This window comes from Necropsobacter rosorum (genome assembly GCF_964241405.1).
Taxonomy (GTDB): Bacteria; Pseudomonadota; Gammaproteobacteria; order Enterobacterales; family Pasteurellaceae; genus Necropsobacter; species Necropsobacter rosorum.
This window is the reverse complement of the sequence record NZ_CAXSXF010000002.1, coordinates 22,948-35,372: the sequence shown is the minus strand read 5'-3', so window position 1 is coordinate 35,372 and position 12,425 is coordinate 22,948. Positions and strand designations below refer to the sequence as shown.

Sequence of the window (12,425 nt, the reverse complement as noted above, 5' to 3'; positions counted from 1 at the left end):
GCGTCCTGATTTTCTGTACTTTATAAAATTAAAGCGCAGATTTTGCTTTTTCAACTAACGCAGCGAAAGCCACTTTGTCGAATACCGCAATGTCGGCCAGAATCTTACGGTCGATTTCAACAGAGGCTTTTTTCAGGCCATTGATGAATTTGCTGTAAGATAAACCATTCTGACGTGCTGCTGCATTAATACGCGCGATCCATAACTGACGGAACTGACGTTTACGTTGACGACGGTCACGATAAGCATACTGACCGGCTTTAATCACCGCTTGGAACGCAACGCGATAAACGCGGGAACGCGCACCATAATAACCTTTAGCCGCCTTAAGAACTTTCTTATGACGCGCTCTTGCAATAACACCACGTTTTACACGAGCCATTATTTAATCTCCTATGTCTATTAATGAACTAAAATTTAACTGAACGTACGCCCGTGCTTATGCGTATGGCAGGCACGCTACGACTAAAACCTGATCCGCTTGCGCAACCATGGATTTATGGCGTAAATGACGTTTACGTTTAGTGGTTTTCTTAGTCAGAATATGACGTAAGTGAGACTGTTTACGTTTGAAACCGCCGGAAGCCGTCTTTTTGAAACGCTTGGCAGCACCACGTACTGTTTTAATTTTAGGCATTGTTTTATAAACTCCGCATTGTTTAAGTTTAACATCAGATAGTCAGGCGAATAAAAGTGCGGTCAAAAAACAACATGAAATTCGACCGCACTTTTGTTACTTGTAATGCGCTGACTATTTCTTTTTCGGGGCAAGTACCATAATGGCCTGACGACCTTCGAGCTTACCCGGGGCGGATTCCACCACGGCAATCTCGGCCAAATCGTTTTTAACACGTTCCAGCACGTCTAAACCGATATCTTGATGCGCCATTTCGCGTCCGCGGAAACGAACGGTAATTTTCGCTTTATCCCCGTCTTCCAGAAAGCGAATCAGGCTGCGTAGTTTTACCTGATAGTCGCCTTCGTCTGTGCCGGGACGGAATTTAATTTCCTTCACCTGCACGACTTTCTGCTTTTTCTTCTGCTCTTTTGCAGCTTTGCCTTTCTCGTAAAGGAATTTACCGTAATTCATAATACGGCACACCGGCGGTTCCGCGTTAGGACTGATTTCCACAAGATCCAGCTCTAATGCTTCGGCTTTTTCCAAAGCCTCCTGAATACTGACGATTCCCGCCTGCTCGCCGTCTTGATCAATTAAACGGACTTCTTTCACACGAATTTCATCATTAATACGATTCGGACGATTGACTACGGGTGCTTTTTTTACGGTTTTAATAGTATTATTCCTCTATTAATTAAGTCACAACACTGCTGTTTTATCTATTAAGAACAGAAGTTAAATTCATTTCAGCGCGCTGATAATGCGCAAAAAACGAGGTGCATTTTACAGAATTTTATCGTGTTAAGCAATAGCCGAACACGGCATAACAGGGCTTTTAAGCGCTTTTATTATAAGAACATAGTCAAACCGGAAACGCTGAAGCGGATTTTTGTATCGTATAAAATCCAACCTGTTTTGATAAACGACCTTTCTTCGCGGTTATGCGCAATCGGTGCCACGAATTTGTCGGCACATGCGTTGCATCTCGGCGGCGGTCTGGTGGAAAAAATAGCGGTATGAGGCGCACAAATAATTGTGTTTAGCGCTCTCGTTCGGCACAGCAACGAAGCGATGTTTCGGACAACCGCCCTGGCATAAACGGCGCACCTCGCATTGTTGACAAATACTGGTAAGCCGCGTGAGTTTTTCCCTACCGAATTGTTGCTGCCGGGCCGATAATACCAAGCGCTCAAGGGATTGTTCATTTAAATTGCCGATTTTATATTCCGGATACACATAATGATCGCAAGAATAGACATCGCCATTGGCTTCCACCACCAGCGATTTACCGCAGGTGGGCTGATGAACGCAACTGCCGGACGGATAGCCCAGCCATTGCCCCAATAAATTGTCAAACTCCAATACAAAAATGCGCCCCACATCGTCTTTTTTCCAGATGTTAAACACATCCAGCAAAAAACGCCCGAAGCCCTCCGGCGGCACGGAAAAATCCGTGGTTTCGGCAGATTGCCGCGCTTTGCGTTCCACGACGGGGATAAATTGCATAAAAGTGGCACCCAGTGCTTTAAGGGCTAAATAAGTGTCTTTTCCCTTGTGCCAATTTTGATCGTTTACCACGGTCAGGGTATTAAAATCCACCTGATAGGCTTTCAGCAATTCCAGCGCGCTGACCACTTTCTCAAAGGTCGGGTTGCCGTTGCTTGAAATACGATAACGATTATGCACCGCACTCAGCCCGTCAATGGATAACCCGATAAGAAATTGATGTCGTTTAAAAAATTCCGCCCATTGCCGATTGAGCGCCAAACCGTTGGTTTGAAAAGCGTTGGTAATGGTTTTGCCGTTGGCAAATTCGCGCTGAAAATCGACCGCACTTTTGAAGAAATCCAGCCCGAGTAATGTCGGCTCCCCTCCCTGCCAGGCAAATTCCACCCGATTGCCGGCATGGGATTCAATGTAATTTTTCACATAATTGCGCAAGGTATCCAGTGACATAAAGGGCGCTTGCGCCCCGAAGTCTTTTTCCTTTGACAAATAAAAGCAATATTCGCATTGAATATTACAATGAAAACTGCTCGGTTTTGCCATTAAATGAAAATGGGCTTGTGGTGCGAAAAATGCCATTACGCGTTATTTTCCTTTATGAGCAGACAATAAATCGGTCAACAACCCTTTTTGCTTTAACGCTTTTGCAATGCGAATGGCGGTTTCCGTTTCACAACCGGCATATTCGGCGATTTCGCGATATGTCCAGTTGTAATAAGGAAAATTGGTGTTCAAAAAATACAGGCTGTCAATCACGCGATCAAGGGTGTGCAAATAGGCGCTTTTGGCTAAACGCTGCTCCGCATCGCCTAATTCATTGGCAATGGTTTGCAATAAGATTTTACTCATTTGCAGATTATCGGTGAAAAAACGATCGATATTTTCCGGCTTGATTCGGATAATTTCCGCCTCAATCAACACTTTGGCATTGCAGTGATAGCGGCTGTCGCCCAAACCGAATAACGTGCGAAAACCAAAATAATCCCCTTGTTTATACAAGCGCGCCAGACTTTCCTTGCCGTTATCCAGCATATGATACAGCCCGATCAGGCCTTGTTGCACATAATAAAATTCTTGTGCTTTTTCCCCTTGATTGTAAACGGTCATGCCTTTGGCAAGTTGATGTAAATAGGTTAATTGGCAGTCTTTTAAATCCGTAGGTAAAATAAGTCGGTGTTCCGTCATGTTCATTTTTTCCTTAAAAGTGCGGTGCGTTTTTCAGGTATTTTTATTGTCACCGGCGATAAGAGAAGAAAGCGAGCCAGGTCGCTTTCTTAATAAAATTGATCGCTAAATTTCATCAATAATGCGATAAACCCAGTTTTCCAGCGGATCGCCGAGCCGTTGCATTTCCGCCCGCATTTCTTCCAGCATTGTCTTTTTAATTGCCCGATACTCCGGATCATAGAACAAATTGTGCATCTCTCCCGGGTCTTTACGCACATCATACAGCTCGCATAAATCGGAGGCATTAAACACCAATTTATAGTCTTTGCGGCGCCACATGCGCTGTTCGAAATACACGAAATGACCGGCAAGCTGCGCCAACACGCCCTGACGTCCGTTATCTTTATTTTCCCGCACGATCGGTAAAATGGTTTCGCCCTCAAATTCCTGCGGAATCGGTTGATTGGCCAAATCATATACCGTCGAGGTTAAATCATGCAGATAAACCAAATTGTCATCTTGCTGATTCGCCCGGTCGGAACGCGGGTCTTTGACGATCAGCGGAATATTGTAGGTGGTATCAAACATGAACTCGCCTTTTTCAATCATGCGGTGGGCGCCCATGGCATCACCGTGATCGGCCGTTACGACCATAAAAGTGCGGTCATAAATTTGCTGCTTTTCTAAAAAGGCTAGCAGATCGCCGATAGCATCGTCAATTAAGGTGATATAGCCCCAAAATTTGGTAATCACTTCTTTCCAGTGATCTTCGCTGGCTTCCCACATGCCCCACATTTTGGAAATGGTGCGATAATGTCCCGGTTTGCCTTCCAGCGGTTTGAAGAAACTTTCATCCAGCACCACATCTTCTTTGCGATACATAGAATAATAAGGTTCCGGCACAATGCAAGGCGTGTGCGGGCCCCAGAAGTTAATCCAGGCGAAAAACGGCTTACCCTCGTCGAGGGATTGCCGAATATATTTTTTCGCCTCGTCAATGATGAAATACGGAATGGTTTGCGCCTTGCTACCGGAAAGCAAACCGCACAACTCCTGCACGCGCAAATGCGGATTATCGCCGAAATAGGCGTTGCTCACCTCGGGAATTGCATAACCTTTTTCTTCCAGCCATGCTTTGTAACGGTTGGAATGAGTCGGCGGTTGGTTAAATACCAGATTTTTATACACCCCGCTGCCCGGATAGCCGTAACCGTCGAAGTTATGTCCTTGAATGCCGTAATCTTCCGGTACGGATTTGGTGCCGACGTGCCATTTGCCCAATAAATAAGTATTATACGCGTCCAGTTTCCCGATATGCGGTGCATCCCGGCTTACTTCACCGCTGCCGCCTTTTTCGCCGTTACGAATAATGCCATGGGAAGACGGCATTAAACCGGTGAATAAAGACGTACGCGCTGGGCCGCACACCGACGCCGGGGTGAACGCGTTGTTAAAACGAATGCCTTCCTTGGCCAAACGATCCAAATTCGGTGTTTTTACGATCTGATGCCCGTAGGCGCCGATCATATCTTTGCGAACCTGATCCAGTAAGATATAGATAATATTCATTGTTTTGCCTCTTTATTGCGCACCACCAGCAACACGATAAGCTGCAATACCGCCCATACGCCTAACACCATTAACGGCGTGCCGTTTTCGGAAGCCATCCCAATCGGAGAAAGGAAAGCATACAGTGCGAACAAGCCTAAAATTAATGATACGCTGGTGACTTTTAAATATTTCCAGTCGGTTAAATCCACATTGCCTAAGTTTTCTTTATTTTCGATATAAGGCTCACGTCTTAAGAATTGACCTAAGAGGAGCATTAACGCCACATCGAACACGAATAACCCGCCCATGACGTACACGAAATTAATTTTCACGTCAAACACCCAAACGATGCAGAAATACAGAATGACATGGGAGAGCAATGCAATGCGCGCCGCTTTGCCGGAGACGGTTTTATTAAACATCCCGACCGCGAATAATGCCACAATCGGAATATTCACGAAACCGGCAAATCGTTTGGTGATCAGGAAAATCCCGTCCGTACCGAACATCAATAACGGCGCGAAGATCATGGTGACGATCGCCATAATGGTGGACACTTTTTTCGCATACACGATTAACTCTTGTTCCGACCGCACTTTTTTGCTGATGAAAGGCAATAAATCTTTGCAGTAAATGGTGGCGGCGGAGTTTAAAAACGAGTTGAAGGTACTCAAAATCGCCCCGAACAATGCCGCAATAAAGAAGCCTTGCAACCACGTCGGCAACACTTTATTCACTAACAGCGGGTAAGAGGCGTCAATCGGATTTACACCGTCACCCAGAATGTGAAAACTCAATAACCCCGGCACATTTAAAATGATGGGCAGCGTTAATAAAAATAACGCGGAAGTCAGAATGCCTTTTTGACCGGATTTTAAATCTTTCGCGCCCAGACAACGTTGTACGATAGCCTGATTAGTCGTCCAGTAGAAGAAATGCACCACCATAATCCCGGTGAAAATAGTCGGCCATGGTGTGGCATCGTCCGGCCCGCCCACCGCGTTCCACTTTTCAATGTGGGTGGTTGTAATGGTATGCAGGCCGGCGGAAACGCTGCCGTCACCCAAATACATCAAGGCAAAAAACGGCACAAGCAATGCACCGATAACAAGAATTATCGCGTTGATGGTATCAGAAACCGCCACTGCTTTTAAACCGCCGAAGATGGCGTAAATCGCGCCCACCACGCCGATGGCAATCACCGTATAAGTAATCGCCGCGCCGTAGCTTAAACCAAATGCCGTTTCCAAATTGAAAATTTTATTGAACGCGATGGCACCGGTGTAAAGTGCGGTCGGAATAACGATTAAAAGATAAAACGCTAAGAACAGCGCAGACATAATTAAACGGGTTTGACGGTCAAAACGGCTTTCAAAGAATTCCGGCACGGTGGTGTAACCGTTACGCAAATACTTCGGCAACATATAAATGGCCAGAAAACAAAGTGGAATCACTGTCGGCACCGTCCAGGCAATAATGGAAAAGTTGCCTTGATAAGACACCGCGTTGACGCCGATTAATTGCTCCGTAGAAAGTGACGTCAACACCATAGAACAACCGATAACCAAACCACTCAAACCGCGTCCGGCCAAAAAATAACCGTTGGACGTGCTGAGGTCATCATTCTTGGTTTTCAACCAGGAAATATACGCCACAAGACCTGTGACAAGTAAGAAAGATATGATCGTAACTAACATATTATTATCCCCTTTATACTTAGATACGTTGTTAGGGTAATACACGCAAAATTAAAAAACTATGATAGTTGTCATAGGGATAGTGTGAAGCGGATCACAGTTCGGCAAAGAAATTTCAACATTATGAGCATGATCATAATCCGACGACATGATGTCGCACCATAATACGCAAAAAATTAAGAGGGCTGTTATTATGGCTTTACAACTTATTGTTATTTTAGTCTGTTGCGGCATGTTGACGAATTTAATGTCGGCAATTTTTGGTATCGGCGGCGGCGTCTTGATGGTTCCCATGCTGTACACGCTTTTTCCGGAGTTCCCGTTTCAGATGGTGGCGGCAACCTCGCTCACCATTGTGATAGGTTCATCGCTCATCAATCTTTTTTATTTCTATAAACAAAATATTCGGATTAATTACAAAGCAATGCTGTTATGGTCTTTGGGGATGATCGCGGGCGTGCAACTCGGTTTTGAAGCCAGTTTTTATGTCCATGAGACCATTATCATCAGCGTTTTTATTATGACCTTGACGACACTGGCCCTCAGAACGCTTTTCTGTAAACCGGTCGCCTCACATGACACGGCCGCGCCAAGCGAAAATCTCAAAGGCATCGCCTTGTGTTTCTTCGGTGGCAGCATTGCCGGTATGACGGGCATCGGCGGCGGTTCCATTATGGCACCGCTTATCGGGCAATTACGCAGTATTTCGGCCTATCAAATCGCCCCTTACACCAATTATATGATGGTCATCGGCGGACTGGGCAGCCTGTACGGTTATTTATCCAAAACTGCCCCGTTTCACATTCAATACGGCTGGCAAATCGGTTATGTCAATTTTTCCATCGCAATCATCGTTGTGCTCAGCTCCTTTGCCACCAGTTTTTTGTCCATGAAAATCCGCGGCATTTTATCCCCCGCGATTGCCCGAAAATTACTCGGCCTTATTTTATTAGGCATTGCGGCATATATGCTCATCGCCTATGGGATAAAGTAAGCGATTTAATCCCGTCAGATAGAACAATCCGCAGGTAAAACGTGCGGATTGCGCTTTGTATAGGCGTCTTAAAAGGCAAAATAACGACATATTGCCTGCAAGTGCTAAAGCGAATGAATAAAAATCACCAGAATAATAACCGGGATCACATAACGGACATAATTGAACCAAAGTGCGGTCAGTTTTTTACCTGCGCCCAGCTCCCGTTTCGCCTCGTCTTTTAATACATAACCGACAAACATTGCACTGCCCAATGCCGTAAGGATAAATAGAATATTGCCGCTGGCATAATCAAACGCATCAAAAATACTCAGCCCCATAATATGCACATGGCGCCAGAGGTTATCGCCCAGCACGGACGGCACATTACCGCAAACAAAAACGCCGAACAGAATCACACTGATGGATTGTCCGCGGGTCAAGGCCGTTTTCTCCTGCAGGGCGGTCACCAGCACCTCATAAATCGTAATGGAGGTGGTTAATGCCGCGGTAATCAATAAAGCAAAAAAGATCACGGCAAACAGCGTGCCTGCCCACATATGCGAAAATACAATCGGCAGGCTTTGAAAGACCAGAGTCGGCCCCGAGTTCGGCGCAACGTTAAAGGTAAATAAGGAGGGGAAAATCATAAATCCCGCCGCCAGCGCAATTAATGTGTTGATAACGCCCGTTACCATGGCGGTTTTAACCAGATTTTCCTGTTTGGAAAGGTAGCTGGATAAGGTAATCAATACGCCGAATCCCAAACTTAAGGCAAAGAACACCTGCCCTAACACAAATACGAAGAGCGTGTTGCTGATTTTGGAAAAATCCGGCACCAGATAAAATTTAATCCCTTCCATCGCGCCCGGTAACGTGATATTGCGGACAATCATGATCATGAGAAAAATAAACAATAACGGCATTAACATCTTCACCGAGCGCTCAATGCCCTCTTTAATGCCTTTGATCAGAATAACGTAATTGATCGCCACAAAAAGTGCGGTATAAATTAACACTGTTTTCGGGGCATCGCGAATATGATCATTAAAAAATGCCGATGTGGTTTCAATGGTTACATGCTGCGACAGATCCAAATCACCGGAAATCAGGCTTCCGATATAGGTCAAGACCCAGCCGCCCAGCACCATATAATAGGCCAGAATACCGAATGCCCCCAGCAAGCCCATATAACCCAGTATTTTCCAGCCGGGATGAATTTTTTTCCCGTTGGCTTGACCGCCAAACGCATCAATAGCATTCACCTGCATGCGACGCCCGATAACATTTTCCACCAGAATCATCGGAATACCGATGATGATCATGGCGATACAGAATAATAATACATAGGCGCCGCCCCCGTTTTCACCGACTAAATAAGGAAAACGCCAAGTTGCGCCGAAGCCTACGGTGGCCCCCGCCACGGTTAATATATAGGTTAATTGACTGGACCAGGCGTGACGCGCATGTTTTGTTGTGTTCCGATGCATGATTTCACCTCTTTCAGGGATCAAAAATATCCCCTCGTGATAAAAACCAGAGGATATTTTGCAAACAATGTTGAACGGATAGTAAGACGTTTTATGCGCTTAACGCGGCTTTCGGCTCGGTATAGACAAGCCCGAAGGCTTCCGTGACGCCTTTAAAGGTACATTTGCCATTGTAGGTATTCAGCCCTTGCAATAGCGCGAGATCAGACAAACAGGCCTCTTTCACGCCCAACGCCGCGATTTTCAAGCCGTATTCCAGAGTGGAATCGGTCAATCCCAATGTGGAGGTTTGCGCGACACAGCCCGGCATGTTAGCGACACAATAGTGGATCACGCCGTCAATCTCATAAATCGGATCATTATGGGTGGTCGGTTTCGAGGTTTCGAAGCACCCGCCCTGATCAATGGCCACATCCACCAATACCGCGCCTTTTTTCATTAATTTGAGATCCTCACGACGCAACAAGTGCGGTGTTTTTGCGCCCGGAATCAACACTGCACCGATAACCACATCCGCTTCCGGCAATAACGCCAGAACATTGCCGCGCGAGCTGATTAAGGTTTTAATCCGCATGGCAAAAATTTGATCAATATAACTGAGACGGGCGGCATTAATGTCCAGAATCGTCACATCCGCACCAATGCCCATGGCAATCTGTGCCGCATTCAGCCCGACGACGCCGGCGCCTAAAATCACCACTTTCGCCTTCGGCGTGCCTGCCGTTCCGCTTAATAATATGCCCGCACCGCCAAAGGTTTTCTGGCTGTATTTCGCCGCTTCCAACGCTGCCAGCCGTCCGGCGATGGCGCTCATCGGCGCCAGACAAGGCAAACCGGCAGGGGTTTTAATAGTTTCATAAGCGATGGATTGAATCTTGCGCGCCAGTAACATGTCGGTGAGCGGTTTGTCTGCGGCTAAATGAAGATAGGTGTAAAGGATCTGGTTTTCACGGAAAAAATGATATTCGCTTTCGATGGGTTCTTTGACTTTGATAATCATCTCACTTTCGGCAAACAGGGTGGTTTTATCGGTGAGTATCGCGCCGGCGGCCTGATAAGCCTCATCGGAGAACCCGATTTCCGCACCGGCGCTATGCTCCACATACACCTTATGCCCCGCTTCCGTATAAGATTGCACATTTGCCGGGGTTAAGCCCACCCGATATTCTTGTACTTTGACTTCTTTTGGACAACCGATAATCATGATTTCCTCCTTTGGAAATTATTATTTTGACGTATAAATCCTTTATCGAAAAATGAAACGACCGGTTTATGAGTAAATTTACCTCCTGATTCAGCAACATTTGCATTACATTATAACAACTTAGCCAATACACATCTGTGACATTGTTCACAATCTCAGACAAAAAGCCGGCGTCAAAAATCAGCCGGAAACAAAAAAGTGCGGTCAAAAATACTTAAATTTTCGACCGCACTTTCATTTAATGCTATTAACCGACTAAATGTCAGCAGAAACTATGCTTCACCAAGTAATTTCAAGTCTCGTCCGCGCACCTGTTTTTTCAGCATGTCTAAGAATGCTTCCACAGTGAAAGTGCCTAAATCCTGACCTTTACGGGTGCGTACGGCGACTTTGCCGGCTTCGATTTCTTTATCGCCGCAGACCAGCATATAAGGCACACGACGCAAGGTGTGTTCGCGGATTTTGAAACCGATTTTTTCGTTGCGTAAATCGGATTTCACGCGCAAACCGGCATCGGACAGGGTTTTAACCACCTGTTGCACATAATCCGCCTGACTGTCGGTGATGTTCATCACCACAGCCTGAACCGGCGCCAGCCACGGCGGGAAGAAACCGGCGTATTCTTCGGTGATGATGCCGATGAAACGTTCGATAGATCCCAAAATGGCGCGGTGAATCATCACCGGCGTTCTGCGCTCGTTGTCTTCCGCTACATAAGAGGCGTTCAAGCGACCCGGTAAGGCGAAATCCAGCTGAATGGTGCCGCACTGCCATTGACGGTCTAAGCAGTCACGCAGCGCAAATTCGATTTTCGGCCCATAAAATGCGCCTTCGCCGGCCTGAATTTCATACTCCAGCCCGTTATGCCGCAAGGCGTTGGCAAGGCCGGCTTCGGCGCGATCCCACATGTCGTCGGCGCCAATGCGTTTTTCCGGCCGGGTGGATAATTTCACTTCGATGGCGGTAAACCCGAAGGTGCTATAAATGTCGTACACCATACGGATACAGCTGGTTACTTCGCTTTCGATTTGCGCTTCGGTACAGAAAATATGCGCATCATCCTGAGTAAACCCGCGCACCCGCATTAAGCCGTGCAATGAACCGGACGGCTCATTACGGTGGCAGGAACCGAATTCCGCCATGCGGATCGGCAGATCGCGATAAGATTTTAATCCCTGATTGAAAATCTGCACATGGCCCGGGCAATTCATCGGTTTAATGGCGTATTCGCGGTTTTCCGACTGTGTGGTAAACATCAGATCACCGTAATTCTGCCAGTGACCGGTTTTTTCCCACAACACGCGATCCATCATAAACGGCCCTTTCACTTCCTGATAATCGTACTCTTTCAGTTTGGTACGCACGAAGGTTTCCAGCTCGCGGAAAATCGTCCAGCCGTCATTATGCCAGAACACCATGCCCGGCGCTTCTTCCTGCATATGATAGAGATCGAGCGCTTTGCCGATTTTACGGTGATCGCGTTTCGCCGCTTCTTCCAGACGATGCAAATACTCGGCCAGTTGTTTTTTATCCGCCCAAGCGGTGCCGTAGATACGCTGTAACATTTTATTTTTGCTGTCGCCGCGCCAGTATGCGCCCGCCACTTTTTGTAATTTGAAATGGTGGCAGAAACGCATATTCGGCACATGCGGGCCGCGGCACATATCGATATATTCCTGGTGATGATATAACGCCGGGTGATCGGTTTGCGCAATATTTTCGTCAAGAATTGCCATTTTATACGGCTCATTGCGCGCTTTAAAAGTGTCATAGGCTTCCTGCCAGCTGACGCGTTTTTTGATCACATCATAATTGGTTTTCGCCAGCTCCAGCATGCGTTTTTCCAGTGCCGCCAAATCCTCTTGGGTCAAGGCGCGGTCTAAATCCACATCATAATAAAAGCCGTTGTCAATCGTCGGGCCGATAGCCATTTTGACATCCGGGAAAAGCTGTTTAATCGCATGACCGAGCAAGTGCGCGCAGGAGTGACGGATAATTTCCAGACCGTCTTCATCTTTTGCGGTAATGATTTCAAGGGTGGCATCTTGCTCAATGAGATCGCAGGCATCGCGCCGCTCGCCGTTCACTCGCCCTGCAATGGTGGCTTTGGCAAGTCCTGCGCCGATATTCTGCGCGACGTCATACACGGAAACGGGGTGATCAAACTGACGTTGGGAACCGTCAGGTAAAGTAATAATAGGCATATTAAATCCTTATA

The 12,425-nt window shown here is 46.6% G+C and carries 11 protein-coding genes; 1 reads left to right on the top strand and 10 read right to left on the bottom strand.

Annotated features, from left to right (window positions below; all coding sequences use genetic code 11):
- Positions 1 to 28 precede the first annotated feature (28 nt).
- The 7 genes from rplT to ACESOH_RS04175 form a co-directional block, all read right to left on the bottom strand.
- Positions 29 to 382 carry a 50S ribosomal protein L20 gene (rplT, locus tag ACESOH_RS04205; RefSeq protein ID WP_005596075.1) on the bottom strand — a complete coding sequence of 118 codons (354 nt, stop codon included), beginning with the start codon at positions 380 to 382 and terminating at the stop codon, positions 29 to 31.
- Between the two features lie 57 nt (positions 383 to 439).
- Positions 440 to 637 carry a 50S ribosomal protein L35 gene (gene rpmI / locus ACESOH_RS04200; protein WP_032109042.1) on the bottom strand — a complete coding sequence of 66 codons (198 nt, stop codon included), beginning with the start codon at positions 635 to 637 and terminating at the stop codon, positions 440 to 442.
- A 114-nt stretch (positions 638 to 751) separates the two neighbouring features.
- Positions 752 to 1,249: a translation initiation factor IF-3 gene (gene infC / locus ACESOH_RS04195; protein WP_444335310.1), complete on the bottom strand. Its 498-nt coding sequence runs from the start codon at positions 1,247 to 1,249 to the stop codon at positions 752 to 754.
- A gap of 309 nt (positions 1,250 to 1,558) precedes the next feature.
- A complete protein-coding gene (locus ACESOH_RS04190) occupies positions 1,559 to 2,704 on the bottom strand; it encodes an anaerobic sulfatase maturase (RefSeq protein WP_373099918.1) in 1,146 nt (381 codons plus the stop codon).
- A 6-nt stretch (positions 2,705 to 2,710) separates the two neighbouring features.
- Positions 2,711 to 3,310 carry a Crp/Fnr family transcriptional regulator gene (locus ACESOH_RS04185; protein ID WP_032093869.1) on the bottom strand — a complete coding sequence of 200 codons (600 nt, stop codon included), beginning with the start codon at positions 3,308 to 3,310 and terminating at the stop codon, positions 2,711 to 2,713.
- A 105-nt stretch (positions 3,311 to 3,415) separates the two neighbouring features.
- Positions 3,416 to 4,861, bottom strand: a complete 1,446-nt coding sequence (locus ACESOH_RS04180) for a sulfatase family protein (protein WP_373099917.1) — start codon at positions 4,859 to 4,861, stop codon at positions 3,416 to 3,418.
- Positions 4,858 to 6,540 carry a solute:sodium symporter family transporter gene (locus ACESOH_RS04175; RefSeq protein ID WP_373099915.1) on the bottom strand — a complete coding sequence of 561 codons (1,683 nt, stop codon included), beginning with the start codon at positions 6,538 to 6,540 and terminating at the stop codon, positions 4,858 to 4,860. Before ACESOH_RS04175 ends, ACESOH_RS04180 begins: the two co-directional genes overlap by 4 nt.
- 193 nt (positions 6,541 to 6,733) lie before the next feature.
- Between ACESOH_RS04175 and ACESOH_RS04170 the strand changes: the two genes are divergently transcribed.
- The gene (locus ACESOH_RS04170) at positions 6,734 to 7,534 is read left to right on the top strand and encodes a sulfite exporter TauE/SafE family protein (RefSeq protein WP_032093872.1); all 801 of its coding nucleotides are present in this window, start codon (positions 6,734 to 6,736) and stop codon (positions 7,532 to 7,534) included.
- A 104-nt stretch (positions 7,535 to 7,638) separates the two neighbouring features.
- Here ACESOH_RS04170 and ACESOH_RS04165 read toward each other — a convergent pair whose 3' ends face one another.
- The 3 genes from ACESOH_RS04165 to thrS form a co-directional block, all read right to left on the bottom strand.
- The gene (locus ACESOH_RS04165; protein ID WP_373099914.1) at positions 7,639 to 9,003 is read right to left on the bottom strand and encodes a sodium-dependent transporter; all 1,365 of its coding nucleotides are present in this window, start codon (positions 9,001 to 9,003) and stop codon (positions 7,639 to 7,641) included.
- A 91-nt stretch (positions 9,004 to 9,094) separates the two neighbouring features.
- Positions 9,095 to 10,207 (bottom strand): alanine dehydrogenase, encoded by a 1,113-nt coding sequence (ald, locus tag ACESOH_RS04160; RefSeq protein ID WP_373099912.1) that lies wholly within the window; start codon positions 10,205 to 10,207, stop codon positions 9,095 to 9,097.
- 272 nt (positions 10,208 to 10,479) lie between these two features.
- Positions 10,480 to 12,411, bottom strand: coding sequence for a threonine--tRNA ligase (gene thrS, locus ACESOH_RS04155; RefSeq protein ID WP_373099910.1), 1,932 nt, complete (start codon positions 12,409 to 12,411; stop codon positions 10,480 to 10,482).
- Between the last annotated feature and the right edge of the window lie 14 nt (positions 12,412 to 12,425).

What these genes read in the sequence shown, in the direction of transcription:
- rplT (WP_005596075.1), bottom strand. Translation starts at nt 382, where the DNA reads ATGGCTCGTGTAAAACGTGGTGTTATTGCAAGAGCGCGTCATAAGAAA.
- rpmI (WP_032109042.1), bottom strand. Translation starts at nt 637, where the DNA reads ATGCCTAAAATTAAAACAGTACGTGGTGCTGCCAAGCGTTTCAAAAAG.
- ACESOH_RS04190 (WP_373099918.1), bottom strand. Translation starts at nt 2,704, where the DNA reads ATGGCATTTTTCGCACCACAAGCCCATTTTCATTTAATGGCAAAACCG.
- ACESOH_RS04185 (WP_032093869.1), bottom strand. Translation starts at nt 3,310, where the DNA reads ATGACGGAACACCGACTTATTTTACCTACGGATTTAAAAGACTGCCAA.
- ACESOH_RS04180 (WP_373099917.1), bottom strand. Translation starts at nt 4,861, where the DNA reads ATGAATATTATCTATATCTTACTGGATCAGGTTCGCAAAGATATGATC.
- ACESOH_RS04175 (WP_373099915.1), bottom strand. Translation starts at nt 6,540, where the DNA reads ATGTTAGTTACGATCATATCTTTCTTACTTGTCACAGGTCTTGTGGCG.
- ACESOH_RS04170 (WP_032093872.1), top strand. Translation starts at nt 6,734, where the DNA reads ATGGCTTTACAACTTATTGTTATTTTAGTCTGTTGCGGCATGTTGACG.
- ACESOH_RS04165 (WP_373099914.1), bottom strand. Translation starts at nt 9,003, where the DNA reads ATGCATCGGAACACAACAAAACATGCGCGTCACGCCTGGTCCAGTCAA.
- ald (WP_373099912.1), bottom strand. Translation starts at nt 10,207, where the DNA reads ATGATTATCGGTTGTCCAAAAGAAGTCAAAGTACAAGAATATCGGGTG.
- thrS (WP_373099910.1), bottom strand. Translation starts at nt 12,411, where the DNA reads ATGCCTATTATTACTTTACCTGACGGTTCCCAACGTCAGTTTGATCAC.